24 protein-coding genes are annotated in these 26,171 nt (G+C 65.8%); 11 read left to right on the forward strand and 13 right to left on the reverse strand.

Annotated elements, in window-relative coordinates; translation table 11 throughout:
• Positions 1-106: 106 nt before the first annotated feature.
• Positions 107-619 carry a hypothetical protein gene (locus ACJMK0_RS05920; protein ID WP_405236432.1) on the reverse strand — a complete coding sequence of 171 codons (513 nt, stop codon included), beginning with the start codon at positions 617-619 and terminating at the stop codon, positions 107-109.
• A 169-nt stretch (positions 620-788) separates the two neighbouring features.
• Between ACJMK0_RS05920 and ACJMK0_RS05925 the strand changes: the two genes are divergently transcribed.
• Entirely contained in the window at positions 789-1,340 is a 552-nt protein-coding gene (locus ACJMK0_RS05925) for a lipid-binding SYLF domain-containing protein (protein WP_405236434.1), read from the forward strand.
• 369 nt (positions 1,341-1,709) lie between these two features.
• The gene (locus tag ACJMK0_RS05930; RefSeq protein ID WP_405228324.1) at positions 1,710-1,970 is read left to right on the forward strand and encodes a hypothetical protein; all 261 of its coding nucleotides are present in this window, start codon (positions 1,710-1,712) and stop codon (positions 1,968-1,970) included.
• Positions 1,971-2,007: 37 nt separating this feature from the next.
• On the opposite strand, the gene ACJMK0_RS05935 is transcribed toward ACJMK0_RS05930, so the two are convergent.
• Positions 2,008-2,385, reverse strand: coding sequence for a hypothetical protein (locus tag ACJMK0_RS05935; protein WP_405236436.1), 378 nt, complete (start codon positions 2,383-2,385; stop codon positions 2,008-2,010).
• A 113-nt stretch (positions 2,386-2,498) separates the two neighbouring features.
• Between ACJMK0_RS05935 and ACJMK0_RS05940 the strand changes: the two genes are divergently transcribed.
• Complete coding sequence (locus ACJMK0_RS05940) at positions 2,499-2,750, forward strand: hypothetical protein (RefSeq protein ID WP_405236438.1); 252 nt, start codon at positions 2,499-2,501, stop codon at positions 2,748-2,750.
• Positions 2,751-2,754: 4 nt separating this feature from the next.
• On the opposite strand, the gene ACJMK0_RS05945 is transcribed toward ACJMK0_RS05940, so the two are convergent.
• Both ACJMK0_RS05945 and ACJMK0_RS05950 read right to left on the reverse strand, forming a co-directional pair.
• A complete protein-coding gene (locus tag ACJMK0_RS05945; protein ID WP_405236440.1) occupies positions 2,755-3,459 on the reverse strand; it encodes a J domain-containing protein in 705 nt (234 codons plus the stop codon).
• Positions 3,460-3,567: 108 nt separating this feature from the next.
• Positions 3,568-4,470 (reverse strand): hydrogen peroxide-inducible genes activator, encoded by a 903-nt coding sequence (locus ACJMK0_RS05950; RefSeq protein WP_405236442.1) that lies wholly within the window; start codon positions 4,468-4,470, stop codon positions 3,568-3,570.
• A 112-nt stretch (positions 4,471-4,582) separates the two neighbouring features.
• Between ACJMK0_RS05950 and ACJMK0_RS05955 the strand changes: the two genes are divergently transcribed.
• Positions 4,583-5,062, forward strand: coding sequence for a Dps family protein (locus ACJMK0_RS05955; RefSeq protein ID WP_405236444.1), 480 nt, complete (start codon positions 4,583-4,585; stop codon positions 5,060-5,062).
• A 95-nt stretch (positions 5,063-5,157) separates the two neighbouring features.
• A complete protein-coding gene (locus tag ACJMK0_RS05960) occupies positions 5,158-5,901 on the forward strand; it encodes a glutathione peroxidase (RefSeq protein ID WP_405236445.1) in 744 nt (247 codons plus the stop codon).
• Between the two features lie 100 nt (positions 5,902-6,001).
• On the opposite strand, the gene ACJMK0_RS05965 is transcribed toward ACJMK0_RS05960, so the two are convergent.
• Together ACJMK0_RS05965 and ACJMK0_RS05970 are read right to left on the reverse strand one after the other, a co-directional pair.
• Positions 6,002-6,862: an MBL fold metallo-hydrolase gene (locus ACJMK0_RS05965; protein ID WP_405236447.1), complete on the reverse strand. Its 861-nt coding sequence runs from the start codon at positions 6,860-6,862 to the stop codon at positions 6,002-6,004.
• An 87-nt stretch (positions 6,863-6,949) separates the two neighbouring features.
• Positions 6,950-7,609 carry a hypothetical protein gene (locus ACJMK0_RS05970; protein ID WP_405236449.1) on the reverse strand — a complete coding sequence of 220 codons (660 nt, stop codon included), beginning with the start codon at positions 7,607-7,609 and terminating at the stop codon, positions 6,950-6,952.
• A gap of 169 nt (positions 7,610-7,778) precedes the next feature.
• Here ACJMK0_RS05970 and ACJMK0_RS05975 point away from each other — a divergent pair, with 169 nt between their 5' ends.
• Entirely contained in the window at positions 7,779-9,116 is a 1,338-nt protein-coding gene (locus ACJMK0_RS05975; protein WP_405236451.1) for a DUF418 domain-containing protein, read from the forward strand.
• Positions 9,117-9,140: 24 nt separating this feature from the next.
• Positions 9,141-10,763 (forward strand): NAD-dependent malic enzyme, encoded by a 1,623-nt coding sequence (locus tag ACJMK0_RS05980; RefSeq protein WP_405236453.1) that lies wholly within the window; start codon positions 9,141-9,143, stop codon positions 10,761-10,763.
• A gap of 16 nt (positions 10,764-10,779) precedes the next feature.
• Here ACJMK0_RS05980 and ACJMK0_RS05985 read toward each other — a convergent pair whose 3' ends face one another.
• Positions 10,780-11,673, reverse strand: coding sequence for a hypothetical protein (locus ACJMK0_RS05985; protein ID WP_405236455.1), 894 nt, complete (start codon positions 11,671-11,673; stop codon positions 10,780-10,782).
• 23 nt (positions 11,674-11,696) lie between these two features.
• Entirely contained in the window at positions 11,697-12,434 is a 738-nt protein-coding gene (locus ACJMK0_RS05990; RefSeq protein ID WP_405236457.1) for a hypothetical protein, read from the reverse strand.
• A 133-nt stretch (positions 12,435-12,567) separates the two neighbouring features.
• Between ACJMK0_RS05990 and ACJMK0_RS05995 the strand changes: the two genes are divergently transcribed.
• Positions 12,568-12,852 (forward strand): GIY-YIG nuclease family protein, encoded by a 285-nt coding sequence (locus ACJMK0_RS05995; RefSeq protein WP_405236459.1) that lies wholly within the window; start codon positions 12,568-12,570, stop codon positions 12,850-12,852.
• A 71-nt stretch (positions 12,853-12,923) separates the two neighbouring features.
• Positions 12,924-14,417 (forward strand): sodium:solute symporter family transporter, encoded by a 1,494-nt coding sequence (locus ACJMK0_RS06000; protein WP_405236461.1) that lies wholly within the window; start codon positions 12,924-12,926, stop codon positions 14,415-14,417.
• 111 nt (positions 14,418-14,528) lie between these two features.
• On the opposite strand, the gene ACJMK0_RS06005 is transcribed toward ACJMK0_RS06000, so the two are convergent.
• On the reverse strand, positions 14,529-15,662 hold the full coding sequence (locus tag ACJMK0_RS06005; RefSeq protein ID WP_405236463.1) for an aromatic ring-hydroxylating oxygenase subunit alpha: 1,134 nt from the start codon (positions 15,660-15,662) through the stop codon (positions 14,529-14,531).
• A gap of 152 nt (positions 15,663-15,814) precedes the next feature.
• Here ACJMK0_RS06005 and ACJMK0_RS06010 point away from each other — a divergent pair, with 152 nt between their 5' ends.
• A complete protein-coding gene (locus ACJMK0_RS06010) occupies positions 15,815-17,707 on the forward strand; it encodes a Na+/H+ antiporter NhaC family protein (protein WP_405236465.1) in 1,893 nt (630 codons plus the stop codon).
• A 101-nt stretch (positions 17,708-17,808) separates the two neighbouring features.
• Entirely contained in the window at positions 17,809-18,264 is a 456-nt protein-coding gene (locus ACJMK0_RS06015; RefSeq protein ID WP_405236467.1) for a tellurite resistance TerB family protein, read from the forward strand.
• A 30-nt stretch (positions 18,265-18,294) separates the two neighbouring features.
• Here ACJMK0_RS06015 and ACJMK0_RS06020 read toward each other — a convergent pair whose 3' ends face one another.
• The 4 genes from ACJMK0_RS06020 to ACJMK0_RS06035 all read right to left on the reverse strand — a co-directional run bounded on the left by ACJMK0_RS06020 (position 18,295) and on the right by ACJMK0_RS06035 (position 25,994).
• Positions 18,295-19,419 (reverse strand): PQQ-dependent sugar dehydrogenase, encoded by a 1,125-nt coding sequence (locus ACJMK0_RS06020; RefSeq protein WP_405236469.1) that lies wholly within the window; start codon positions 19,417-19,419, stop codon positions 18,295-18,297.
• 28 nt (positions 19,420-19,447) lie between these two features.
• Complete coding sequence (locus tag ACJMK0_RS06025; RefSeq protein ID WP_405236471.1) at positions 19,448-20,677, reverse strand: hemolysin family protein; 1,230 nt, start codon at positions 20,675-20,677, stop codon at positions 19,448-19,450.
• Positions 20,678-20,841: 164 nt separating this feature from the next.
• A complete protein-coding gene (locus tag ACJMK0_RS06030; RefSeq protein ID WP_405236473.1) occupies positions 20,842-23,694 on the reverse strand; it encodes a TonB-dependent receptor plug domain-containing protein in 2,853 nt (950 codons plus the stop codon).
• A gap of 341 nt (positions 23,695-24,035) precedes the next feature.
• A complete protein-coding gene (locus tag ACJMK0_RS06035; protein WP_405236475.1) occupies positions 24,036-25,994 on the reverse strand; it encodes a S9 family peptidase in 1,959 nt (652 codons plus the stop codon).
• Positions 25,995-26,171: the final 177 nt, after the last annotated feature.

Consider the following 26,171-nt stretch of genomic DNA (forward strand, 5'->3'; position numbering starts at 1 on the left):
GCCTGGAACGGGTCTGGGTGAGTCCCCGAACCGGGATTGATACTAGCGGGCTCGTATTACAGGCCGATGAAACGGGCCGACGGAACAGCCCGACGGAACGGCCGATCTATTTCTTTTTCGGCGTGCTGTCGTAGGGGTTGAAGAAGGCCGCCTCCGGCGCATCGTCGTCGGCGTCGTCCGCTTCGGTCACGTCCTTGCCGAGGATCTGGCGCAGCATCTGGGTGCTGACCAGCTGCAACTCATCGGCCTCGTCGGGCTCGGGCTCGAGCTCGTCTATGTTGCGGCCGCCGACCGCCACCGATTCGCGTCCCGCGACGGGGCGGTTCATCATCGCCTCGAGGCTCTCGGTTTCCAGGATGCGGAAGTGGCCCGTGTCTTTCTCCCTGGCCACCACGCCCTCCGCGCCGTCGCCCGCGAGACGGTCCATCTCCTCGCGCAGATTCGGGTCTCCCTGTTGGATCAGTGCTTCGACCGTCTGCGTGTTCATCAGCTCGAAGCGCCCGGTCTTGACGTCGCCCACCCACACCGAGTGGCCGCGCTCGTCGAGCCCCACCTTGCCGCCGGGCCGTGCGAGCCTGACGGTGTCGCCTTTGCCGGGCTTGTCCGATCCCTGTGCCATACCGTACTCCGCGCGGTTTCTGCGCATAGTGTCGGGATTATGCCCGCCAGGACGCCGGAAATTCTGAGAATCGCTTCACAGGCCGGGATGCCGCCGCCGGGGGGCGTTCAGCCTCGATTCACCGGATGCTGCTAGAATTCCGGCGCTTTCTTCCCGAGGAGTCCCGGCCATGAAGACCCCGAATTTATTCCCTGCCATCCTGCTGGCAGCCCTTTGTTTCGCGCAGCCCGCGCTGGCCGACGACGCAGCGGAGATCGATGCCGACGTCGACGAGGCGCTGGCCAGCTTCAAGTCCGAAGTCGACGGCGCGGACGTCTTCCTGAGCAACGCCGCCGGCGTGCTGGTGTTTCCGCGGGTGGTCAAGGCCGGCATCGGCATCGGCGGCGAATACGGCAAGGGCGCGCTCAGGGTCGGCGGCGAGACGGTCGACTACTACTCCACGGCGGCCGGTTCCATCGGCTTCCAGTTCGGCGCGCAGGCCAAGAGCATCGTTATCGCCTTCATGACGCAGGAGGCGCTGAAGAAGTTCCGCAGCAGCGCCGGCTTCAAGGTGGGCGTGGACGGCTCGGTGGCGCTGATCGACCTGGGGGCCGGCAAGACGATCGATACGGCGAACATCAAGGATCCGGTGGTCGGCTTCGTTTTCGGCAGCAAGGGCCTGATGTACAACCTGACGCTCGAGGGCGCCAAGTTCACGAAGCTGGACATGAGCAAGGACTAGGCTCTGTCTAATTGCCGTTCGTGACCGGGTCCGCGTTTTTCGCGGCAGCGCTTGGAATTCGCCGGCAATTATTGGATGCTGTCGGCTCGGCCCATAACCGAAAGGAGGTGATCCAATGTCTAGTGAGAAATTGGCAGTGTCGTTCCAGCCCCGGGATTTCGCCGTGACAGTGGAGCAGCCTTCGCTGTCGCAGTGAGGCCCAGGGTACGGAAGATACCCGGGGGTTGACGACACCCCACTCACGGAGGGCCGCAGCGATGCGGCCCTTTTTCATGTACGCCCTTGCAATGCCCGGCGCCGCGACGCCCGCCCTTCCTCTGGCGGGAGCGTTGGGATAGATTCGGGGGACGATCGAGGAGGATGGCTGCAATGAGTGCGAGCCTCAGGGAACAGGTGGAAGCATTACTGCCCAAGTGGGAGCGGTGGTATCCGAGCCTGTTCGACGCAGCCGCCGATCTGGGCCTGATCAAGGCCCGGGTGTGCTCGCCCGATTCGCTGCTGCTGTCCAACCGGCACGCTTCGGTGCAGTCCCAGGCGGCTGCCGCGCACCGCGAGAAGTGGGGCGGCACGGACGAGCCGGGCCGCAACGCGCCCGGCAAGGGAAAGCGGAAGCGGCGCAAGCGCCGGTGAGGGCGGCGACGGATTTCCGTCGCCAGCGCCGCGCGCTCTACTCCTTGCGGAACAGCGACTCGGCGTCGGCCAGGGGATCGTCTCCGCCGTCCTCGCCGGGGCCCGGCTCCGGCGCGCCGCCGAACAGGCTGTCGAGTTCCTGCTGCGCGCGCCGCTCGGCGTCGATGGCGCTCGATTCGAAGGCCGTGGCCGAGGGCCGGAAGTAGTCGCAGAAATTCGGCCGCTCCTTCTCCTTGACCTCCTCGGCGTCGTCCTCCCGGCACTGGCGGGCAACCGTGGGATCGAAATGGACGCACATGCGGCACACGTGCAGCGGGATGCTGCACTCCGGGCACTCGTCCAGCCGTGACAGGGGCAGGGTGAGCCTGGCGAGCGGGGCGCCGCAGCGCCAGCAGCGGAGGTCGTTGCTCTCCATGGCCCCGACTGTCGCGCTTCGCGGGGAGCGTGTCCAGCGGCCTGTCGCTCGGGGAGAGCGCTTCTGTGATCGGGCTCACGGCGCTAAGCGGCTGCCTGCGCTAGAATTTTTCCATGGCTGAGCGGGTCGTATCGCCTTCCGTCGAGGAAGAGGAATTCAGCGGGGACGGGCTGGTGCTCCTGCCGGAGGGCTATCTGGATTCCTCCGATGCGGCGTACGAGCTGCACCGGGAGCAGATCGACACCCGGGTGCACGACCTCGCCATCGGGGGACTCACCCGCCGGCTCGGCGACACCCTGCTCGCGATCGCGCGGCGGGCCGCGGTGCTCTGGCTGGCTCTCGGCTTCGTGACGGTCTGCGTCTGAGGCCTCAGGCGGTCTCGCAGACGAAAGCCCCGACCGTGCGCTCGAGATCGAGCGTGAGGAACTCCGCCCGCACCAGCCACTGCCGGCCACCCGATTCCACCGAAGGCTGCGCGGCCACCACGCGGGCGATCGCCCGGCAGATGTCGCTGTCGAGGCGGATGATCTGGCCGGCTGACAGGGCCTGCCGGGTGACGAATTTCAGCCCGTGCAGGGAGACGTCCTGCATGCGTCCCGTCATGGGGAAGTGCTGCGGCCAGGTCGCGAGGAAGGTGATCGGCTGCGAGCGGCGGATGCGGGCGATGGCCCGCTGACCCCGGGTCTCCAGGCGACTGCGGTCGGCCGGTGCGAGCGGGCTGGCGCACTCGCCGCAGCGCTCGCCCGCGTCCGGCGCGCCGGCATGGGCGCGCTCCGTGCCGCAGAACAGGCACGCTTCGGTCGGCCGCGGTTCCCGCCGGGAAGGCCGGGGAGAGGCGCGGGCGGCCGAGCGGGCAGCGTCGTAGGACGCCCGCTTCTCCGGGTGCCGCAGCACCGACCAGGCCTCGTTCAGAGCCGCCGCGCGGCGGTTGTCGCCGCCCAGATCGGGATGCGCGCGCATCCGCTGCATCAGCGTGCGATAGCTGGAGCGGATCACCTCCAGCGGTGCGTCGGGCTGGACGTGGAGGATGCGGTAGTAGTCACGCTCCCCGACAGGGTCGTTCCGGGACTTCATGCCTGCGCCTCGTTGTTCTTGTTATGACCCGGATTCTAGTGACCCGAGCGACGCCGCGAGGCCCGACTCGACATAAGGGCGAGATCGCCGCGTTGCGGGCGACGGCCGTCAGGGCTGTCGGTTGTCGGTGATGAAGGTGCCCAGCTCGCGGAATTCGTCCGCGCGGGCGCTGCCGCGGCGCCAGCCGAGGGCGATCTCGCGGTAGGATCGCTCGCCCATGGGCCAGAGCCCGACGTCGGTCGCGCTCAGCAGCGCCGAGTCCCTGGCCATCTCCGGCAGGAAGGTGATGCCGAGGTCGGCGTCCACCATCTCGATCAGGGTGAGCAGGCTGGTGGCGGCGAAGCGGCTCACCTTTTCGGAGCTGCGGATGCGGCACGCGTCTATGGCGTGCTCCCGCAGGCAATGGCCTTCCTCGAGCAGCAGCACGCTGTCGGCGTGCAGGCGGTTGTAGCGGTAGTTCTCCGGGTCCACGAGACGCGTCTCGCGATGCGCCGCCAGCAGGAAGCGGTCCCGGAACAGCGGCTCGGTCTCCACGTTGCGCAGCTCGTAGGGGACGGCGAACAGCATGAGGTCGATGTCACCGGCCAGGAGCTTGTGGTGCAGCTTCTCCGTGAGATCCTCCACCAGGAACAGCTTCAGCTCGGGAAAGCTCTGCCGCACCAGGGGGAGCACCCGGGGCAGCAGGAACGGTGAGATGGTGGGGATGACGCCGAGGCGCAGGGGGCCGGACAGCGGCTTCTGGCCCACCCTTGCTATTTGCACGAGCGACTCCAGATCTCTGAGACAGAGGCGGGCCTGCTCCGCCACCTCCCGGCCGATGGCGGTGATGGTGACCTGCCGGTTGGTGCGGTCGACCAGCTGCACGTCCAGCGCTGCCTCCAGTTCCTGGATGCCGACGCTGAACGCGGACTGGGAGACATGGCAGGCGTCGGCGGCACGGCCGAAGTGGCCGTGTTCGGCGAGCGCCACGAAGTAACGTAACTGCTTGACGCTGGGAAGATTAATGGCCATTGAGCGGAGTCCCGGCTGTTGCATTCACTAAATCGATCACTATTATAAAAATATTCCATTTTCATTATCAATGGCAATCCTTATGATAGGGAACATCGAAGGAGGACGAATCATGACCATCAACATCGGAATCGAAGAGAAAGACCGCAGGGAGATCGCAGACGGGCTGTCGCGGCTCCTCGCCGACAGCTACACGCTGTATCTCAAGACGCACAACTATCACTGGAACGTGACGGGCCCGATGTTCGCCACGCTCCACACGCTCTTCGAGGAGCATTACACCGAGCTGGCTCAGGCCGTCGACGAGATCGCCGAGCGCATCCGCGCCCTGGGCTTCAAGGCTCCCGGATCCTACAGCGAGTTCGCGAAGCTGACGGACATCGAGGAGGAGACGGGCAGCCCGGACGCCGAGGAGATGATTCGCCAGCTGGTGCTCGGCCAGGAGACCGTCGTGCGCACGGCGCGCCAGGTGTTCCCGGTCGTGGACAAGGCCAACGACGAGCCCACGGCGGACCTGCTGACCCAGCGTATGCAGATTCACGAGAAGAACGCGTGGATGCTGCGCAGCCTGCTGAAAGACGAGGCGGCCTGACCTGCACCGCAGCGGCCCGCCTGGCCGGGCTGCGCGCACCGAGAAACCGATTCGAAACACGGGGCATGACCCGAACCGAAACCAGGAGTAAATCAATGGATACATCGATGGAAGGCAAGAGAGTACCCGACGCGACATTCCGCACGCGCGAGGGACACGAGTGGGTCAACAAGACCTCCAGTGAACTGTTCGACGGCAAGACCGTGGTGGTCTTCTCGCTGCCGGGCGCGTTCACGCCGACCTGCTCATCGTCGCACGTGCCGCGCTACAACCAGCTGGCCGATACGTTCAAGAAGCACGGCGTCGACGAGATCATCTGCGTCTCCGTCAACGACGCGTTCGTGATGAACGAGTGGCAGGAAGCCCAGAAGGCCTACAACATCCGGTTCCTGCCGGACGGCAACGGCGAGTTCACCTCGAAGATGGGCCTGCTGGTCGACAAGGACGATCTCGGCTTCGGCAAGCGTTCCTGGCGTTATTCCATGCTGGTGCGCGACGGCAAGATCGAGAAGCTGTTCGTCGAGCCGGAGAAGCCCGGCGACCCCTACGAGGTCTCCGACGCCGACACCATGTTGGAGTACGTCGCGCCGAGCGCGGAGAAGCCCCACGACGTGACCATCCTGTCACGCAAGGGCTGCCCGTTCTGCGCCGAGGCGAAGGCACGGCTCCGCGACGCCGGCATCGACTACGAAGAGCTGGTGCTGAACCGGGACTACACGGACCGTACGCTGCGCGCCGTCGCCAAGGCGACCACCTTCCCGCAGGTGTTCGTCGACGGCGAGCTGATCGGCGGTGCCGACGATCTGGAGCAGTGGCTCAGCGGGCGCAAGGCGGCCTGACAGGCCAGGCGCCCGAGTCGTTCCCCCAGCCGTTTCAACGACGGCTATTTGAAAGCCGGGTCCCGCGAGGGGCCCGGCTTTTTTTTCGTCTGCGCCGGGGTCAGGACGCCAGTCGGGCCGCCGCAGCACCCGCCTGCAGCGGCGCCGGCAGGTCGTGGCGCCGGCCGAGCTTCGCGATGCGGAAACCGTGGCTCTCGAGCCGGCGGCCGTTCTCCACCGAGCCGTAGTGATAGACGACGATGCGGTCGAGCGTCTCTCCCGGATACTCGTTCAGCAGATCGACGAAGCCGCTGTGGGCGGGATTCGCGCGGACCGCGCAGTCGTGGAAGATGGTCTCGCCCTCGGTGGCGTACTCGCGCAGCACCTCGGGTATGGGCCGGGTATCCCCCGTGAACAGGAAGCTCCCGGGCAGCGCGACGCCGTAGCAGAACCGCGGCTGCATGTGCCGCACCTCGAAGACCCGGAACCACAGCGAATCCAGCCAGAAGCCGCCGGTGACCGGGACGAGCTGGAATGCGTCCCAGAAATTCGTTCCGCCCTCGGCCCGGACGAAGGCGTTACCCACCACCCGTTCCTGCAACCGCGCCACGATGGCGGCCGGCACGAACAGCCGCACGGGCGGCAGCCTGCCGCCGGTGACCAGCGGCGCCGCCGCATGGAACAGCTCCTCCAGGCCGCCCACGTGATCCATGTGGGTGTGCGTGAGATAGACGCTGTGCGGAAGCGCGTCGTACTGCGCGCGATAGCCGTCCACGGCGCCGGGGCCGCAGTCGATCATCAGGAGCGGTTCCGCTCCCCGTTCGACCGTCGCGATGGGGCTGCCCTGGCTGGTACCGCCGCCGATGCCGAGGAAGCGCAGCGCGTAGCCTTCGCCGTTCCCCGAGCGCCGGTCGAGCGGCATGTCGGCCACCGCGTCCGTCGCGGCCGGGCCGTGCCGGTCTTGAGCAAGACTCTCCGTCATCGTTCCCTCTCCCTGCTGACAGCCTTCATGGCGGTCCATGCTAGGGAGCATCGATGACGTTCTGATGAAGCCGCCGCGGCGCGTCGATCAGAAGTTCCAGTGGAAGCCGAGCATGGCCACCGGGTAGAGGTCGTAGTCCTCGAGCTCGGCCTGCAGCTCCTGGCGTTCGGTCTCCAGACTCTCCTGAAACAGGGGTTCATCCGCGATCGGCCCGCTGGCCGCGAGGCCTACCTGCGGCTCGCCCTGGAACAGCACGCCGAGATCCAGGCTCAGGCCGACGGTGTCGAAGATGCGGAAGTCCATGCCCACGCCGGCATAGGGTGCGCCGCTGTCGAAGGTGACCGCGCCGCTCAGCGTGCCGACCTGATCGACGGGATAGACGGTGCCGCCGATCTCGATTGTGCTGCCATCGCGGCTGGTGAGATTCACCTCGTTGCTGTTCGAGAAATAGCCGGCGGTCAGGCGGAACGGCGTCATCGGCGCACGCAGGTTCAGGGTGGCGTACCAGGTGTTCAGGTCGAACTCGCCGTCGTAGTTGATGCCGGCCTCGGAGCCGTCGTCGTCGAAGCTGAAGCGGTTCAGCCCGCCGCGCAGGTCGAGATACGGCACCGGGCGCCAGGTGGCTTCCACGCCGAGGCCGAGGGTACCGGCGCGGACGCCGAACCAGAGGTCGTCGTCGGCCTGGGCGGGCGTTGCCGAGGCGAGGCCGAGCAGGGCCAGCAGAGCGGTGATTCGCAGGGTATTCATGGTCACTCCGTGCCCGCGTTCCGGCGGGCGATTGAACAGAATAAACGGAAGGCTATACCGGCTTCCCGGTCGCGGGTGTGAGCGGGATCACATCCACGGATGCCCGGGGCGGGCCCGGGCAGTAGAATGCGAGCCAGTCCGGGTGGTCCGGCACGGCAGGGAGATAGCGATGAGCGAGACGCGCGTGCTCCGGGGCGGGGCGATGGACGATCCGGCCAGGCTGCCCGCTGCGGGGCCGGTCACCGCCGCCGAGCGCATCACGGCCATCGACACCCTTCGCGGCGTGGCCGTGCTCGGCATCCTGGTCATGAACGTCTATGCCTTCGCGATGCCGTTCGCCGCCTACACGAATCCGCTGATCATGGGCGGCGAGGAGTGGTACAACCTCGGCACCTGGTTCCTCACCCACCTGCTGTTCGATCAGAAGTTCATGACGATCTTCTCGATGCTGTTCGGCGCGGGTGTGGTGCTCATGGCCGGCCGGGCGGAGGAGCGCGGCGCCGGCTTCGCCGGCATCTTCTACCGGCGCCAGCTGTGGCTGCTCCTGATCGGCGTGGCCCACGGATACCTGCTCTGGTTCGGCGACATCCTGTTCCACTACGCGCTGGTGGGCATGCTGCTGTATCCGCTGCGCCGCCGGGCGCCGCGCACGCTGATCGTCGTTGCCTGTCTGTTGTTGCCCGTCTCGTTGCTCATGAACTACGCCGGCGCCGAGTACATGGAGGAGGAACAGGCCGCCACACGGCCGCTGCAGGAGCAGCGTGATGCCGGCGAGGCGCTCGATGCGGAGGAGGCGGCGCGCCTGGAGGCCGCGGAAGCCATGCGCTCGTTCGTGGCGCCCACCGCCGAGGACGTGCAGGCGGACCTGGAGGCCTACCGGGGCAGCTACGGCGAGATCGTCGAGCATCGTGCGCCGATGGTCGCCAGCATGCAGTTCCAGGGCGCGATCGCATTCGCACTCTGGCGCGTGGGCGGGCTCATGCTGATCGGTATGGCGCTGATGAAGCTCGGGGTGTTTTCGGCGCAGCGCAGCCCCGCTTTTTATCGGCGCATGATGATCGTGGGCTACGGTCTGGGGCTGCCGCTCGCCGCCTTCAGCGGCTGGAATCTCTGGCAGCACGAGTTCGACGGCCTGTACGCCTTCCGCGTCGGCATGATCCCGAACTATTTCGCCAGCATCCTGGTGGCGTTCGGCCACATCGGGCTGGTAATGAGCATCGTGCAGTCCGGAGCACTCGCCGCGCTCATGCGCCGCTTCGCGGCCGTCGGCCGGATGGCGCTCACCAACTACCTGATGCATTCCCTGATACTCACGACTGTCTTCTACGGTTATGGTCTCGGCCTCTACGGGACCGTGCCGCGGTTCTGGCAGATGGCCTTCGTGGCCGCCGTGATCGGCCTGCAGCTCTGGTTGAGCCCGATCTGGCTGCGGAGCTTCCGCTTCGGGCCCGTGGAATGGCTGTGGCGATCCCTGACATACTGGCGCCGGCAGCCGCTCAAAAGCTGACGAGCACACCAACGCGAGGCACGTATGGAGAACAAGTCGCACCTCCGGGGCATCGACGTCCTGCGGGATCCGGATATCAACAAGTCCACCGCCTTCACGGCGGAGGAGCGCGAGCAGCTGGGACTGCGCGGGCTGCTGCCGCCGGCCATCTCCACACAGCAGATGCAGATCACCCGGGTGCTGGAGAACCTCCGGCGCCAGTCCAGCGACATCGACCGCTACATCTTCCTGCGCGCGCTGCAGGGGCGTAACCGGCGGCTGTTCTACCGCACGGTCATCGACCACATCGAAGAGATCATGCCCATCATCTACACGCCGACCGTGGGTGAGGCCTGCCTCGAGTTCGCGCACATCTACCGGCATACGCGTGCGCTGTTCATCACGCCGGAGGACAAGGGGCAGATACCGAAGCTGCTGGACAACTGGGAGAAGAAGGACATCCGTGTGATCGTCGTGACCGACGGCGAGCGGGTGCTCGGCCTGGGGGATCTCGGCGGCAACGGCGCCGGCATCCCCATCGGCAAACTCTCGCTGTACGTCGCCTGCGCCGGCATCCGCCCCGAGCAATGCCTGCCCGTGATGCTGGACGTGGGTACCGAGAACGAGACGCTGCTGGACGACCCCCTGTACCTCGGCCTGCGCCGCCGCCGCCTGCGCGGGCCGGAGTACATGGAACTGCTGGAGGAGTTCGTCCGCGCCGTGCAGCAGGCGTATCCGGATGCGCTGATCCAGTTCGAGGACTTCGCCACCGAGAATGCGCGCTCGCTGCTGGCTCGCTACCGGGACGACGTGCTGTGCTTCAACGACGACATCCAGGGCACCGCCGCCGTGGCGCTGGCCGGCGTCATCGCCTCCACCCGGATCACGGACATCCCGTTCAGGGACCTGAGGGTCATGTTCCTGGGCAAGGGATCCGCCGCCGCCGGTATCGCCGACCTCATGGTGTCCTCACTGGTGGAGGAGGGTGTCTCCGAGGCGGATGCGCGCAGCCGGATCCGGTTCGTCGACCGCAAGGGCCTCATCACCCGCGATCGCGCCGATATCCCGGAAACGCTGGCGGACTACGCCGCCGACAGCGCGCCCGCCGACTTCTTCGGTGCCGTGGAGGAGCATCGCCCCCACGTTCTGATCGGAGCCACCGGAGCGCCGCGGACGTTCACGCGCGAGATCGTCGAATTGATGACCCGCATCAATCCGCGGCCGGTGATCTTCGCTCTGTCCAATCCCACCTCGCGAGCCGAGTGCACCGCCGAAGAGGCCTACGCGTGGAGCAATGGCCGCGCCATCTTCGCCAGCGGCAGCCCCTTCCAGCCGGTGACCTGGGGCGGGCGCTTCTACCGGCCGGGCCAGGGCAATAACGCCTACATCTTCCCCGGCATCGGGCTCGGCGCGGTCTTCGCCGGCGCCACGAGCATACCGGATACGATGTTCCTCACCGCCGCGCGGACCCTGGCCGATCTCATCAGCGAGAAAGACCTGGAGGCCGGCACGCTGTACCCGCCGCTCACCCGCATCCGCCAGATATCGGCCGCCATCGCCACCACCGTCGTAGAGCGGGCGCTGGAGGACGGCATCGCCCGCCTCGACCCCGTCCCGGATGATCTCCGGTCGGCGATCGAGGCGACGATGTACGATCCGAGTTACTGATCGCGTTAGCACCGGGTTACGGATTCTCTGGTCTGGAGCGGCGCGTCTCGAGTAGTGTCGCGTACATCCCCATCGCGGGAAGCGTTTCTTCGCAGATGCCTTGCTCGCGCACGAAGCTCCTGAGCTTGGTGCGCGCCCGCGCATCACCCCTGTCACTGGCGTAGAGCAGGCCTGCCATGTAGCCGTATTGGTTGGCGAAGGCTGCTCTGGAGAACTCTGCCATCAGATAACCGGCAAACGGCGACTCGCTCTTGGAAACGAATCCCTTTGCATAGGCTGCCTCGATCAACGCATCGCCGTATTCCGGTATCTCTCTGAGGCCTTCTGGCGATATCCCTGAGCGCAGGTAGCTATCTCTGAGGTCCCGAACTCTCTCCAGCGCTCGATCCAGGTAGAGGAACTGGGCTTTTTGATCGCCGTTTTCTGCCAGCGACCGCAGTTCCGAGAGTGACATCTGTGCCGCTGCCAGAATTTCTTCGGGTAGCGGGAATCCTTGCTCTTCCATCCATTGGAATTCGCCTTCGGTGCGAAAGGCAATGGCATCGGCATAGCGTTCATTGAATTCCTGCAGAGTCCTCGCTGACACTGTGTCGTATGCGGAGAGCAGCTTTCCAAAGTCCTGAGTGCGAACCGCATAGGACTGAACGGCGAGCGTGCTCGACTCGGATGCCGGTTCGGCCTCGATATCCTGGATCTGGTCTTGCTCGGTGAGTGTCCCATTGCCGTCGTCTGGTCGGTGCGAGGCCAGTTGAAGATCTCGTCCCTCGTTCCGCTCGATTTCCGGCGCATGGCCAGCGCTGGCGGCCGACTCCTGTGGGTTTTGCTCGGGTGCGCGCGCCGAGTCGAAGAGCAGCCACCCGACGGTCATCCCGGATACAAAGCCAATAACCAGTACGAATACTCTACTCATCACACTGCCCCGATCACACAACCCTATGATGCCTTACACTCATTCATATTCATTTGCCGATGCCATTCGGCGCACGCAAGATCTTCCCCGGCCGAGTCATAAGCGCTATCGCCATGGTCTGTGACTGCAACGAAATAGGCGGCGGCAACGCTGTTGCAGAGTGTCCTGGTGGCGTTGGCTGTGTTTTCTGCACAAGCGCCTTGTAGATTCTCGTGGAACTGATCATCACATCGGTATTTGGCTGTCTGTATTCCGTAGCAGTAGTCGTGCTGGTTGCATGCGGGCAGGAAGCTGACGCCGGGAAATGGCTCGTCCAGATCACCATGAAAATTGGTCAAGGCCAGACTTGCGAGTTGTTCGAGTAGAAGGTCACGCCAGCCGCCAACGCCACATCCATTGGGTTGCCAGGTAGGATCGTAACCCGGCACCGAAGGCGGAGTTGACGAAGAACACCCCTTCGGTTTCGACTCTTCTAACCGCTCACAGAGCTGCTCGGTGGAGACAGCCAGCGTATAGGTCGCTGTCTCATCGAGAGTCGAGGGCTGGTTCAGCAGGAGGTACAGGTCCATCTGGTATTCCTGCCTGAGCGAATCCAGCAGCGGTCCGCAGCCACTGCCGCTGCACAGTATGCTGTCGTCCTCGATCATCTGGCCGTCCAATTCCATCGGATCCCCTTGCCAGGGCTGGAGAGTCGTCGCGGTCGCCGCCCGACCCATCGAACACAGCGCGACAACCGCGCAAAACACTATCAGTCTCTTCATGGCCCCACCTCCCTGTGAAGCAATGGTTGGTCTACGGGACAGGAGTCTGCGCGCGCGGAGCGTGGCGAGCCTGTGGCATTTTCGGGCGTTCCCGCGAGTTTCCGGCCGGGCAGCGCGAAGGCATACTCGCCGCATGGGTGACGAGGCCACTGCAGGGGAGGGCGGCGTCTGGCAGGTTTATCTGCTGCGCTGCGCCGACGGGACGCTGTACACGGGGATCACCACGGATCTCGCGCGCCGGGTCGCCGAGCACAACGCGGGCCGCGGCGCGCGCTATACGCGCAGCCGCCTGCCCGCCGAGCTGGTCTACGCGGAAGCCGCCGTCGACCGTTCCGCGGCCCAGCGGCGCGAGTACGCCATCCGCCGGCTGCCGGCGGATGCCAAGCGGCGGCTGCTGGCCCGGGACGACAATCCCTGAGCCGGTTGCGCCCCGGCGGCTTCTCCTATAAGTTCAACGCTCGTTGAAATCCGCAACCGGGGGAGCGGGCCGTGTTTGCATGGCTGCTATTCATCGTCTATCTGCTGGCCACGGCGTGGCTCGGCTGGCGGGGCTACAAGCGCACGACGGATTTCGGCGCGTTCGCCATCGGCCGTGGCGACCTCAGCCCGGTGGTGGTCGGCGTCACGCTGGCGGCCAGCACCGCCTCGGCGGCGACGTTCATCATCAACCCGGGCTTCATCTACGTGGACGGCCTGTCTGCATTCATCCACATGGTGCCCGGCACCGGGCTCGGCATCCTCACGATGCTGTACCTGCTGTCGTTCCGCTTCCGGCGCTTCGGCGCCGAGGCGAAGGCGCTCACCATCCCCGACTGGGTGGGCAAGCGCTACAAGGCGCCCGGCTTCGCGCTGTACTTCTCGTTCCTGAACCTGCTGTCGTTTGCGTTCGTGGTCCTGCTGGTCGGCGGTATTTCCATCGTCATGCAGCGGCTGCTGGGGGTCTCGAACGTGACCGCGCTGGTGATCACGCTGACTTTCGTCACCGGCTACGTGTTCATCGGCGGCGCCTATGCGCACGTGCTCACCAACATGTTGCAGGGCTCGCTGATGATCCTGGTGACGCTGGTGGTGATCGGCTCGGGCATCGCGATCATCCTGGCGGAGCCGGGCTCGGTGGCGGAGCGCCTCGCCGCCGCGGACCCGGATCTGCTGGTGCCGGTAAACACGGGCGGACAGCTGTTCAACGATCCCTTCTCGGTCTATGTCGCCGGCTTCGTGATAGGCGCGGTGCTCGCCTGCCAGCCCCATATCCTGACCAAGGCGCTGTACGTGAAGACCGACGAGGCGGTACATCGCTATCTGCTGGTGTTCGCGGCGGTGTTCTTCCTCTTCCTGCTGCTCGCGAGCGTCGGCTTCCTGGCCCACCTGGTGGTGCCGGAGAGCGCGCTCATCGACGAGACCACCGGCGCGTTCCGTCAGGACCTGGTGATGACCGTGTATCTGCAGACGGTGTTCCCGGACTGGGTCTTCACCATCATCAGCGTGGTGCTCCTGGCCGCGGCGATGTCCACGCTGGACGGCCTGCTCGTGTCATTGTCGACGATTACGGCGAACGATCTGGTGCTGAACCTGGTGGACCGTTACTCGCCCCGGGAGCGCACGCCGGAGGAGCGCATGCGGCTCGGCATGCGGGCCAGTCACGTGGTGCTGGTGGCGATCGCCGTGGCGGCCTTCATCGTCAATCTGGATCCGCCGCGGCTGCTGGGCATCTTCGGCCAGGTGGGGGTGTACGGTCTGGCGGTGGCAGCCGCTCCGCCACTGCTGGCGGGCGTGCTGTTCCGCGACATGCCACTGGGCCTGCTGTGGCTGGCGTCGGCCGGCGCGCTGGTCGTGCACATCGGCCTGTACCTCTACGGCAGCGTGCTGCTGCCCTGGGTGGACCTGACTTTCGCCAACCCCGGCGTCACCGGCACGCTGGGCGGCCTCGTCGGCATCGCGCCGGTGCTGGTGGTTGGCTGGTGGCTGAACCGAAAGACCGTGTAGGAGGGCCTTCAGGCCCGATCCCCAATGGGCATGCAGGAGGGGCATGTAGGAGGGGCATGTAGGAGGGGCTTTAGCCCCGATTCATTTATCAAATCGGGCCTGAAGGCCCTCCTACAATGGGCCGAACATGCGTTGTACGTACCAGCGGTCGAACGCGTGCACGCCGCTCTCGCTGGGGTGGTACGGGCCGGGCAGGTGGGCGCTGGAGGCCAGGCCCCGGTGGGCGTTCTCGCACAGCGCCCAGTCCTGGCGATTGGTCATGTCCCAGAAGTCGATCGCATCGGTGGCGTCGAAGTCCGGGTGTTCCATCTGTGCGGGCGAGCAGAACCATTCCGTCTCGATATAGACCGAATCCGGTCCCCGCGGCCACACGTAGTGGGCCATGACGTAGTCGGGCGCCAGGCTGTACAGGAAATTCGGGTACAGGTTCAGGTACTGCACCATACGCTTCTCCTGCTCGGAGATGCCCGGCAGCGGCGGGTTCGCGGTGACCCCGGAGACGGTCAGCGTGTTGCAGCCGTCCTTGATGCCCATGGGGCCGCCGTTGAAGTTGCGGCCGACAAAGTCGTACTCGGGCAGTTCGCCGTAGGTGCTCACGCGATGCAGGGCCGGGTGCGCCAGCGAGCAGTGGTAGCACTCGTTGTAGTTCTCGCAGATCAGCTTCCAGTTCGCGGCCACCTCGTACTCGTGGTGCCCCACGCGCACGAGCCCGGCCGTGTCGTAGCCGGACAGGTCGGGGAATTCGGCGTAGGCATCGGCCAGCGGCTCGGCGTCGGGGTCCAGATTGATGAACAGGAATCCGTCGAGGATCTCCACGCGCACCTCGCGTAGCGGGAACTCGCCGCGGTCGAAGCCCTCCACCTCGTCCATGCCGGGGGCGGCGATCAGCGAACCGTCCAGGCCATAGGCCCAGTTGTGGTACGGGCAGCGGAACATCCGGCAGTTGCCGCCGCCGGAGGTGAGTCGGGTGCCGCGGTGACGGCAGAAGTTGTGCCAGGCGCGTGGCCGCCCGTCGCCATCCGCGGCGAGTATCACGGACTCCGGGCCGACGTCGACCACGAAGAAATCACCCGGCGACGACAGCCGTGTGTGATGGCCCGCCACCAGCCACATGCGGCGGAAGATCTCCTCGAGTTCGCGTTCGTACAGCGAACGGTCGTGGAATACCCAGCCTGGAGGCGTCAGCGCCTTGCCGAAGTCGCGGTCCGTCGCGCCTATGTCCTGTTCCCGGGATACAGTCGCCATGATCAGCCCCGCAATCGCTCTGCAAGTGGCTCCATTATCGCGAAGCGGCTGCGCCGACGCCAGCGCCGGCGGCTCTCAAGCGCGTGCTAACATCGCCGCGTTGTCCTGGTGGTGGGGGGAGAAGAAGAATCGGAAAGCCACTCGCGCTGCTGGTGTTCGTCGCGCTGTCGGCTTCGGTGTTGCCTTCCCGCGCGATGGCCGAGGCCAGGCTGGAGCCGCCCCGCGTGGCGCTCGCCGGTGTCGCTTTCGACGTGGCCGTGGAGGGAGCGCCCGCCGGCGCCCGTCTGGAACTGGACGCAGGCCCCCTGCGCTTCGAGGCCGTCGCGGACCCCGAGGGCAGTGCCGTCTTCAGCGACGTGTTCGTGGACGATCCGCAGGCACTCGATCTCGCTGTGTACGAGCTTTCTGCGGCGTCGTCCCGGCCTCTGGCCGAAGCGGCGCTGCGCGTCATCCCCGGCTGGCTGTCCATTCTGCCGCCGCTACTCGCCATCTTCCTCGCGCTGGCCCTGCGCAGCGTCATCCCGTCGCTGATGCTGGGTATCTGGTTCGGCGCCACCGCCCTCATCTCGCTGAGCCCGACCGGCGCGTTTCGCGGCCTGCTCGAGGCCTTCCAGGTGCACGTGGCCGGGGCACTGGCCAACAGCGATCACGCGATGATCATCCTGTTCAGCCTGATGATCGGCGGCATGGTCGGCATCGTTACCCGCAATGGCGGCATGCACGGCGTGGTGCGGCTGATCATGCGCAAGGCCACGGACCGGATCAGCGGACAGGTCTCCGTCTGGCTCATGGGCATCGCGATCTTCTTCGACGATTACGGCAACTCGCTGGTGGTCGGCAACACCGCCCGCTCCGTGACCGACCGGCTGCGCATCTCTCGCGAGAAGCTCGCCTACATCGTGGACTCCACGGCGGCGCCCATCACCTGCGTGGCGCTGGCCACCACCTGGATCGGCTACGAGGTGGGGCTGATCGGCGACGCGCTGAAGAGCATCCCCGAGTTCTCACAGAATCCCTATTCGGTCTTCCTGAGCACCATCCCCTACAACTTCTATCCCCTCTTCGCGCTGTTCTTCGTCTTCCTCGTGGCCATCACGGGGAGGGACTTCGGCAGCATGCACGCCGCCGAGGTGCGCGCCCGCGGGGGTCGGGTGCGCTCCGAGGCCTCGGAGGCATCCAGCGGCGAGGGTCTCGAAGATCTGGAGCCGAAGGAAGATGCGCCGGTCCGCGCGGTCAACGCCGTGTTGCCGATCCTGGTGCTCATCGGCACCCTGCTGGCCGCCCTGCTGATCACCGGCGAAGGCGAGACGCTGCCGCAGATCATCGGCAGCGCGGATCCCTACAAGGCGCTGATGTGGGCCTCGCTGCTGGGCGTGGTGGTGGCCGCCGTCCTGTCGCTCGGGCAGCGCATCCTGGATCTGGAGGAGGTCATCGACGCCTGGTATACGGGCTTGCGTTCCATGCTGTTCGCCATGATCATCCTGGTGCTGGCCTGGGCGCTGGCCGGCATCGCCGAGGAACTGCACACCGCGGATTACCTGGTCAGCCTGCTGGGTGACTCCCTGCCGCCGGCGGTGCTGCCGGCGCTGATATTCGTGCTGTCGGCGCTGACCGCCTTCAGCACGGGCACGAGCTGGGGGACTATGGGCATCCTCATGCCGCTGATCATCCCGCTGACCTGGGCGGTGATGTCGGCGGCGGGCATGACCGGGCCGGAATACCACGGCATCCTGTATTCGGCCATCGCCTGCAACCTCGCAGGCGCGGTCTGGGGCGATCACTGCTCGCCGATCTCGGACACCACCATCCTCTCGTCCATGGCGAGCGGCTGCGACCACATCGAACATGTTCGCACCCAGCTGCCCTATGCCATGGCCGTCGGGCTCGTCGCGCTGCTGATCGGCACGTTACCGACGGGTTACGGGCTGCCCTGGTGGGTGGCGCTGCCGGCGGGGGCATTCGTGCTTTATCTCGTCATCCGTTTCCTCGGGCGGCGGCCGGAAGACGCCGAGCTGTCGTCGCCGGGGTCGCCCGGGTCGGGCTGAGCCTCGTCCCGCCCGGCGCGCATGGATGGCGTTCCGCGGCAGGATGGATAAACTAGGGCGGTGCCCCGGCGGCGTCCGGGGCGGATGGCGGGGGAACAGCCATGGCCACGATTCCACGCGATACCCTGCGGCTGAAGTCCGGCGAAGCCGTCGATGCCCAGGGCATCATGACCGATCGGGACTTCCAGTTCCTGATCGCCTCGCTGCTCGTGCGTATCGCGAAGACCGACGGCACCATCTCCACGGCCGAGACCTCGCAGATGCTCGCCATCACCGAGAGCCACTTCCGCCTGAGCAGCGCCGAGGCGCTGGAGCTGCTGACCACCGCGTTGACCGAGGCGCCGGAGCCCGAGGAACTCGAGGCCCAGCTGCGGGCGCTCAGGAACCTGCTGGACCCGTCGGAGAAAGAGGAGGTGGCGATCCTCATGCTGGAGCTGATCGCCGCCGACGGCCGCCGCGAGTCGGCGGAGCTCGACGTCCTGCACTACGCCGCGGAGGTGCTGGAGATCCCGCCGGAGGTCATGCACTCGGCGTACGAGCGGTTCTTCGAAAAATAGCCGCGTCGGGCCTGAAGGCCCTCCTACGTTTTATTCGGCGGGGGTCAGCTTCAGGAGCTTGCCGTTGCGCTCGTCGGTGAGGAGCCAGAGCAGGCCGTCCGGGCCCTCGGCCACCGCGCGGATGCGGCCGTAGGCGTTGTCGAGCATGCGCTCCTCGGCCACGACCTCGTCGCCTTTCAGGGTCAGGCGCACGAGCAGGCCGAATTTCAGCGAGCCCACGAACAGGTCGCCTTTCCATGCCGGGAAGGCGTCGCCGTTGTAGAAGGCCATGCCCGAGGGCGCGATGGAGGGCACCCAGGTGTGGACGGGCTGGGCCATGCCGGCTTTCTCCTCGCCTTCACCGATCTTCGTGCCGATGCCGTAGTTGCGGCCGTAGGTGATCACGGGCCAGCCGTAGTTCACCCCGGCGCGCATCAGGTTCACTTCGTCGCCGCCCTGGGGGCCGTGCTCGTGGGTCCAGATCTGGCCGTTCGCCCTGAGCGCCATGCCCTGCATGTTGCGGTTGCCGTAGGTCCAGATTTCCGGCTGCGCTCCGTCGCGGCCGACGAACGGGTTGTCTGCGGGCACGCTGCCGTCCGGGTTCAGCCGCAGCAGGGAGCCGTTGTGGGAGGAGAGGTCCTGGGCCGAGGGCCGGTCGCCGCGGTCGCCGAGCGACACGTAGAGCTTGCCGTCCGGCCCGAACAGGAGCCGGGAGCCGAAATGCCGCTTGCCGTCCGTCTTGGGGGTGGCGCGGAAGATCACTTCCACGTCGGCAAGGGAGTCGCCCTCCAGCCGGCCCCGCAGCACCTCGGTGCTGTAGCCGTCGTCGCCCCGCCCTGCGTAGGAGAGGTAGACCAGTCGGTTTTCCGCGAAATCCGGATGCGGCGCCACGTCCAGCAGGCCGCCCTGACCGTGCTGATCGATGGGCGGCAGTCCGGCGACGGGGTCGGGCAGCAGCGCGCCGTCGCGCATCAGGCGGAGGGTGCCGCCTCGCTCGGTGATCAGAATGTCGCCGTCCGGCAGGAACGCGAGACCCCAGGGATGGCTAAGGCCGTCAGTGACGACGGACACCTCGAAGTCGTGGCGCTCCGTCCCGAATCGCTCCGCTCGTACCTCGGCAGACACACCAACCAGCAGAACGGCCGTCAGAATCGACCATACGGACACCCGCAGCATGGAATCTCTCCCTTTTCTTGTTCGTCTTCTAGTCGACCTTGCTCACGGCGATGCGTTCCGCGCGCCGTCGGCCCGCGGCCAGAACCCGCAGGCGGTAGCCGCGCCATTCTACCTCGTCCCCCACCTCCGGCAGACGGCCGAGGAGCGTGCTGACGAGACCGCCGGCGGTGACGACGTCCGCCTCCGGTTCCCAGCGCAGGCCGAGCTGGCCGCAGAGTTTGCGCAGATCCACGGTGCCGAGCGCGTGCAGGCTGCCGTCGGGCTGGCGCCAGATCTCCTCCGTCGGACGGTCCGTCTCGTCGTAGATCTCGCCGACGATCTCCTCCAGCAGGTCCTCGTTGGTGACGATGCCGAGGAAAGTGCCGTACTCGTCCACCACCAGCGCCATGTGGGTGCGGGTTTCCTGGAAGGCGAGCAACAGCGAGTTGACCGGCTTGGTCTCCGGCACGATCAGGGGTTCGCGGACCAGCGACTCCCAGTCCACCTCCTCGTGCTCCTGTAGGTGGATCAGCAGCTCCTTGGCCAGCACGATGCCCGCCGCCTGGTCCAGGTCCTCCGTGGGCGAGTACGGGAAGCGGCTGAAGCGTTCCTCCTTCAGCGTCTCAAGCAGCTCCTGCCGGCTCATGCTGCCGGAGAGGAAACGCACGGCCGCGCGCGGCACCATCACGTCCACGGCGCGCAGCTGGCGCAGATGCGTGGCGCCGACGATCATCGACGCCGTGCGCAGGCCGACGCTGCCCTCCCGGCGGCCCAGCGAGGCGAGCAGGCGTATCTCCTCCACCGACGTGATGGGCATCTCCTCGCCGCCGCCCCGCAGCGCCCGGGACAGCATGCCGCTCACCACCACCAGCGGCTTCAGCGCCACGGTGAAAGCCTGTATGCCGAAGGCGACCGGCGTCGCGAGCAGATCGGAATACGTGACACCCACCGTCTTCGGGATGATCTCGGTGAACAGCAGCACGGCGACGGTAAAGACGATGGTGAAGATCCACAGCGTCTGCGGGTCGAACACGTTGGAGTAACTCGCGCCGGCCACCGACGCGCCCACCGTGTGCGCGACGGTGTTGACGATCAGGATGGCCGCGATGGGCGTGTCGATGTCCCGCTTGAAGCGCCGGAGCAGCCGCCCGGAGCGCTTGCCGCTCTGGGCGAGTTCCTCCACCCGCGAGTAGCGCACGGAGAGCAGCACCGACTCGAAGATGGAACAGAGGAAGGAGAAGACGAGAGCCACCGAGACGGCGACGACGAAGACGAGCATGGGAATCCCTCGAACGTTAAATCCTCACGTAGGAGGGCCTTCAGGCCCGATTCTTCAATGAATCGGGGCTAAAGCCCCTCCTACAGTTGTCCGACGAATCATACACACAAAAAAAAGCCCGGCCGAAGCCGGGCTTTTCGTCCAATGCGGACAGTGGGTTTCGATCAGTAATCGAAACGGTAGCCGAGCTGGATCGCGTAGGACTGACCCAGGGAGGCCTGGTAGTAGTTGAAGAACGAGAAGTACGGCCAGCCGCTCCACTCCTGGTCGATCGGCGGCTTCTCGTCGAACAGGTTGTCGACGATGAACTGCACGTTCGCCTTGCCGTCCATGAACTCGTAGCCGAGCGACAGGTTGTAGTACATCTGCGGCCCCATGCGCGGCTCCTCGGCGAACTCGTCGAACACCCGGCCCTCGTAGGAACGGGTCGAGCCGAAGCGCTCGCCGAACAGCGTGGCGGTGAAGTCCTGGTACTGCCAGGAAACGTTGCCACGAACACGGCTGCGCCAGTTGATGCTCTGGTCACGGACGTTCTCCACCGGGTCCTCGGGGAACACGTTGAAGTCGTCATCCAGCACGTGGGTCCAGCCGAGGCTCAGCGAGAAGGTGCCGATGCCGTCCGTCTCGTACAGGTAGTCCAGCGAGGCGTCGATACCCGTCACCTTGTTGTTGGCGGCGTTGATCGGGCCCGTGTCCACCTGCAGGATGGTCTCGGCGCGGACCGTGCCGTCGTCCGGCACGCGGGTCACGCGGCCGATGGCGTCCTGGCACTCGCCGGTGTTGATATCCCGGGTACCCAGGCGGCAGTCGGCCTCCAGCTCCAGGATACGAGCCAGCGGGTTGTCGACCACGATGTTGTCGAGGTCCACCTGCCACCAGTCGGCCGTGATCGACAGGTTGTCGATGGGCTCGACCACGAAACCGACGGTGAACGACTCGCCTTCTTCCTCTTCCAGCCCCGGGTTACCTGCACGCTCGCCGAAGATGTTCGGGTTGTAGCGGGCAGGGTCGGAGTCGGCGCACGCACCCAGCGAGGAACCAGGCTGCTCGTCGCGGCAGAGGTACTCGTCGACCACGGAGGTGAAGAAGCCGCTCGGGTCGGCGAATACGTAGTGCATGTCCGGTGCCCGGAAGCTGGTGGCCCAGGAGCCGCGCAGCAGGATGCGGTCGGTCGGGCGGTACTCCAGACCCACGTTGTAGGTGAACGCATCGTCCACCTGGGTGATGTCGTCGTACTTGTCGTAGCGACCGGCCAGGGAGAGCTGCAGCTGGTCGGTCACCGGAACGGCGAACTCGACGCCGGCCGCGTAGCGGTCACGCTCGCCGCCACCGCCGGTGCCGGTCAGACCCCAGTAGTAGTTGGCAGCGACCAGGCGCGGATCCAGGGTAATGTCGTATTCCTGGGTTGCCCACTCGAACACCGTTGCCATCTGGACCGTGCCGGCCGGCAGGTCCATGAGGTCGCCCGTGATGACGGCCTGGATGACGTCGTTGGACGAATCCGCCGTCGAGCGCTCGTTGTCCGTCAGGCTCTGCCAGATCGCGGGCGTGAGCGGCGCGTACACCGTGCTGTAGTCGATGGCCCGCACGGGGAAACCGTTGCCCGTCGGATCGACGGCGCCCGGGACCTCGTCGAAGAAGTAGTCCTCGACCAGCGCCTCGACCAGCAGGGTGCGGTCGCGGGTCAGGTCGTAGTTCGACGAGTTCCAGGAGATCTCATAGTCCCAGTAGGGGCTGAACAGCTGGCCCCGGATGCCGACGAAGTAGTCGATGACTTCCTCGTCGAACTGCTGGAACTTGGCGCTCGGGCCGCCGATCTCGGCATTCGTGAAGATGCGCTGCATCTGCACGACCGAGCCCGGGATGCCGAAGGGCGACAGGGCCTGGGAGGCCGAGTTCGGCACGTAGAACGGCGTCTGGTTGAAGTAGTAGTTGAAGCCGGTGTCGATGTCGGCATCCACCTGGAAGTAGTTGACGCCGCCGAAGATCTCGTGATCGCCTAGTTCCAGCGAGCCGGACGTATAGGCGCTGATCTGTTCGCGGCCGTTCAGGATGGACTGCTCGCCCACCCAGGTCTCGCTGCCGCAGTAGAAGCGCTGGCCGCTCGGGTCGAAAGGATCCGGGCGACTGGCCAGCGGCGCATCGGGGAAGTCCGAACACGCGCCGGGGTTACCGGTGGCCACGCGCGGATCGATGTAGATCGGGAACGGGCCGAAGGCGCCGGAGAACAGGTCGATCTCAACCGCGTTGCGGCTGGCGATGCGCTCGTTCGGGCGCGGCGCGTCCTGGACGCTGTCCATGAAGTCGCGCTGGAAGGCATAGATCGGATCCTGGTCGAAGTACTCGAACGCGTAGGTGATGTTCCAGTTATTACCCAGGAAGCCGCCGATACCCTGGAAGCGGATATTCTCGCCGCCGCCGTCGGTGTAGTCGCCGTAGCGCACGTTCATTTCGAACGAATTAGCCAGGTCATCGCGCAGGATGATATTGACCACGCCGGCGATGGCGTCGGAACCGTAAATGGCCGAAGCACCGCTCGCGAGGAACTCGATCCGGTCGACCGCCGCCAGCGGGATGGCCGAGATGTTCACGATGTTGGACTGACCGTTGAAGGGCAGCGGGTAATCGGAGATGCGGCGTCCGTCCACCAGGATCAGCACGCGGCCAGGACCCAGGTTACGCAGGTCGATGGAGTTCGCGTTCTGCGTGAAGGTGCCGGCCTGCGCCTCGTTCTGCGCCAGGCCGGTGACCTGGTTCAGCGACTTCAGCGCCTCGGAGACCGTGGTAAAGCCTTCCCGGTCGATCTGTTCGCGGTCGATCACCGTGACGGGGCTCGGGCCCTCGATCGCGGTGCGCGTGATACGCGAACCCGTGATGACCACGCGGTCCAGCTCGGCGCTGTCCTCGTCGTCTTCTTCTTCGCTCTGCGCGAAGGCGGTGGTGGTGCCGACGGCACCGAGCACTAGCAGAGCGCTGGCTACTAACGCAGACCAGCGTTGCAGGTTCAGGGTTTTCATTACCAAGCCTCCCGGAAATCACTTGGCGGATACCGCCGGATGACGGTTTCCATTGGGTTTCTAGTCAGTCTTTTTATGCTATCCCGGCGTCGCCCGACCTGTTGCAGCAAGACGACGACCTCGCCGGAATTTAGCAGATTGGCGCCGATAGTGTCTATTTTTCCGGGATTATTCTGTTGCAACTGTGCAACATAAGTCGATTTACGGCGACGCGGCAAAAATGATTTCGCAGGTTATTGTTTTCATGAAAAAAAACGGCTCCCCGAAGGGAGCCGTCTGGTTGCGAGGCGTTCGCATCCTCTCCGGTGACGGGGCGTTTGCGCCCCGCCGCGGGAGTCGCGTCAGCTCTGATCCGGGTTCTTCAGGTTCTCGTCAAGGAAGTTGACCACCTTGGTGTACCACTCCACCTGGTTCTCCAGCTTGCGGAACCCGTGGCCCTCGTCCTCCTTGATGATGAGCTCGTACTCCACATCGTGGGCCTTGAGCTTCTCCTCCAGATTGAGGGCATGGTCGATGACCACGCGCGGGTCTTCCTCGCCGTAACCCATGAGCAGCGGCACGCGGATCTTGTCGACGTGGTTGATCGGCGAGCGCGCAGCCATGTCGGCCCGCTCCTCGGGATCGTCGTAGTCGCCGATGGTCCGCTTCATCTCCGCCCGCTGCATCCGCCAGGAGGCCGGCATGGTCTCGAACAGCAGCGGTATGTCGGTGACGCCCACGTAGTTGATGGCGCACTGGTAGAGCTCCGGCGTGAAGGTGATGCCGGCCATGGCCGCGTAGCCGCCGTAACTCGCACCGTAGATGCAGACGCGGTCCGGGTCGGCGATGCCTTCGTCCACGGCCCACTGCACGGCGTCGGTGATGTCGTTCTGCATCTCGGCGCCCCACTTGCCCCAGCCGGCCTTGTCGAACTCCTGGCCGAAGCCGGTGGAGCCGCGGAAGTTCACCTGCAGCACGGCGTAACCCCGGTTGGCCAGCAGCTGCACCTCCGGGTTGAAGCCCCAGGAGTCGCGGGCTCGCGGGCCGCCGTGGGGGTTGACGACCAGGGGCAGGCCCTTGCCGTCGCTACCGGGGGGCAGCGTCAGGTAGGCGGGCAGCACCAGGCCGTCCCGGGCCTCGATATCCACCGGCTCCATCTTCGCCAGGCTCTCCTCCGGCAGCCACTCGTAGGCGATGGCCAGCTCCTCCATCTTGTTCGACTCGCGATCGAACAGGTAATAGGCGGCCGGGTTCCGGTCGCTCCAGACGGTGAAGACGAACTTGTCCTCGTCCTCCGTGGCGCTGGACATCGAGACCTGCTTCTCCGGGAAGGCGGCCTTGATGGACTTCATCATCCGCTCCCACTCCGGATCCACGTAGTGGTAGCCGGGCTTGTCCGCGTTGTAGGTGATCATCACGGCGTCGTCCTTGACGTCCGAGGCGACGACGCCGCCCACGTCGACCTCAGGGTGCTCGAAGATCAGCTTGCCGAGCTTCCTGTTCTCGAGGTCGTACTCGTAGATGGCTGCCTTGTCGCGCTCCTCGCCTTCCGGCGTGACGTTGGAGCGCACCCACATGCGCTCGCCGTCGTCACTGAGCCAGGCCGGCGTGAAACCGCCTTCGGCAACCTTGAACTCGATCAGCGTCGTCCAGTCGTCCTTTTCGGACTTGCGGTAGAGCACCTTGCGCTTGCCGTCCTCGAAGGCGACCGCGCCGATGATCTCGCCCTTGTCGTTGGGCAGCCAGCCGGCGATGTTGCCCGGGTTGCGCTCGACGCCACGCATCTTGCCGTTGTAGATGTTCATGCGCTTGACGTCCTGCACCACGGTATCGTGATACTGGCGCGGCACGGACACCAGGACCTCGTCCTTGTCCTCCTCGAGGGTATTCAGCACGGAGGCGGTCAGGATGACGCGGCTGCCGCCCCGGATCTGGGTCTCGGCGGGCTCGATCAGCGTGCGCGGCCTGGAGCCGTCCCTGTTCACGGCGAAGATGCCGAAGGACTCGTTGCCGTCGTTGTCCATGAAGAACAGGATGCGCTCGTTGTTCGCCCACATGTAGCCATTCACGTCGCGGTCTTTCACGCCCGTGATGGCCGTGGCATCCCGGGTCTCGAGGTTGATGACCGCGATGTTGCGGCGGTCGTTCTCGAACAGCGGCGTGACGGCTGCGAGGTACTTGCCGTCCGGCGACAGCTGAAAGCTCGTGAACAGCGAGCGCTTGAAGAAGTCCTCGACCGGGATCTCTTCGACGGCCATGGCCGGCGCTGCGAGCATCAGTGCGGCCGCCAGTGCCGCGAAATATTGGCTGATCCTTTTCATCTCTGCTCCTGGTGGACCTTGGTCGTATTGGAAGCCGGTAGGAGGGCCTTCAGGCCCGACAACCGCATGGGCAATCGGGCCGGGGAAATATGGCCGATGAAATCGGGCCTGAAGGCCCTCCTACGTTCTTGGTTGCGACCGATAGTAGCCAAAGAAAGTTTCCGAGGCGAGACAATG

Origin of the sequence: Lentisalinibacter orientalis, from assembly GCF_040706535.1 — a bacterium.
Lineage (GTDB): Bacteria > Pseudomonadota > Gammaproteobacteria > Steroidobacterales > Woeseiaceae > Lentisalinibacter > Lentisalinibacter orientalis.

What these genes read in the sequence shown, in the direction of transcription:
- ACJMK0_RS05920 (WP_405236432.1), bottom strand. Translation starts at nt 619, where the DNA reads ATGGCACAGGGATCGGACAAGCCCGGCAAAGGCGACACCGTCAGGCTC.
- ACJMK0_RS05925 (WP_405236434.1), top strand. Translation starts at nt 789, where the DNA reads ATGAAGACCCCGAATTTATTCCCTGCCATCCTGCTGGCAGCCCTTTGT.
- ACJMK0_RS05930 (WP_405228324.1), top strand. Translation starts at nt 1,710, where the DNA reads ATGAGTGCGAGCCTCAGGGAACAGGTGGAAGCATTACTGCCCAAGTGG.
- ACJMK0_RS05935 (WP_405236436.1), bottom strand. Translation starts at nt 2,385, where the DNA reads ATGGAGAGCAACGACCTCCGCTGCTGGCGCTGCGGCGCCCCGCTCGCC.
- ACJMK0_RS05940 (WP_405236438.1), top strand. Translation starts at nt 2,499, where the DNA reads ATGGCTGAGCGGGTCGTATCGCCTTCCGTCGAGGAAGAGGAATTCAGC.
- ACJMK0_RS05945 (WP_405236440.1), bottom strand. Translation starts at nt 3,459, where the DNA reads ATGAAGTCCCGGAACGACCCTGTCGGGGAGCGTGACTACTACCGCATC.
- ACJMK0_RS05950 (WP_405236442.1), bottom strand. Translation starts at nt 4,470, where the DNA reads ATGGCCATTAATCTTCCCAGCGTCAAGCAGTTACGTTACTTCGTGGCG.
- ACJMK0_RS05955 (WP_405236444.1), top strand. Translation starts at nt 4,583, where the DNA reads ATGACCATCAACATCGGAATCGAAGAGAAAGACCGCAGGGAGATCGCA.
- ACJMK0_RS05960 (WP_405236445.1), top strand. Translation starts at nt 5,158, where the DNA reads ATGGATACATCGATGGAAGGCAAGAGAGTACCCGACGCGACATTCCGC.
- ACJMK0_RS05965 (WP_405236447.1), bottom strand. Translation starts at nt 6,862, where the DNA reads ATGACGGAGAGTCTTGCTCAAGACCGGCACGGCCCGGCCGCGACGGAC.
- ACJMK0_RS05970 (WP_405236449.1), bottom strand. Translation starts at nt 7,609, where the DNA reads ATGAATACCCTGCGAATCACCGCTCTGCTGGCCCTGCTCGGCCTCGCC.
- ACJMK0_RS05975 (WP_405236451.1), top strand. Translation starts at nt 7,779, where the DNA reads ATGAGCGAGACGCGCGTGCTCCGGGGCGGGGCGATGGACGATCCGGCC.
- ACJMK0_RS05980 (WP_405236453.1), top strand. Translation starts at nt 9,141, where the DNA reads ATGGAGAACAAGTCGCACCTCCGGGGCATCGACGTCCTGCGGGATCCG.
- ACJMK0_RS05985 (WP_405236455.1), bottom strand. Translation starts at nt 11,673, where the DNA reads ATGAGTAGAGTATTCGTACTGGTTATTGGCTTTGTATCCGGGATGACC.
- ACJMK0_RS05990 (WP_405236457.1), bottom strand. Translation starts at nt 12,434, where the DNA reads ATGAAGAGACTGATAGTGTTTTGCGCGGTTGTCGCGCTGTGTTCGATG.
- ACJMK0_RS05995 (WP_405236459.1), top strand. Translation starts at nt 12,568, where the DNA reads ATGGGTGACGAGGCCACTGCAGGGGAGGGCGGCGTCTGGCAGGTTTAT.
- ACJMK0_RS06005 (WP_405236463.1), bottom strand. Translation starts at nt 15,662, where the DNA reads ATGGCGACTGTATCCCGGGAACAGGACATAGGCGCGACGGACCGCGAC.
- ACJMK0_RS06015 (WP_405236467.1), top strand. Translation starts at nt 17,809, where the DNA reads ATGGCCACGATTCCACGCGATACCCTGCGGCTGAAGTCCGGCGAAGCC.
- ACJMK0_RS06020 (WP_405236469.1), bottom strand. Translation starts at nt 19,419, where the DNA reads ATGCTGCGGGTGTCCGTATGGTCGATTCTGACGGCCGTTCTGCTGGTT.
- ACJMK0_RS06025 (WP_405236471.1), bottom strand. Translation starts at nt 20,677, where the DNA reads ATGCTCGTCTTCGTCGTCGCCGTCTCGGTGGCTCTCGTCTTCTCCTTC.
- ACJMK0_RS06030 (WP_405236473.1), bottom strand. Translation starts at nt 23,694, where the DNA reads ATGAAAACCCTGAACCTGCAACGCTGGTCTGCGTTAGTAGCCAGCGCT.
- ACJMK0_RS06035 (WP_405236475.1), bottom strand. Translation starts at nt 25,994, where the DNA reads ATGAAAAGGATCAGCCAATATTTCGCGGCACTGGCGGCCGCACTGATG.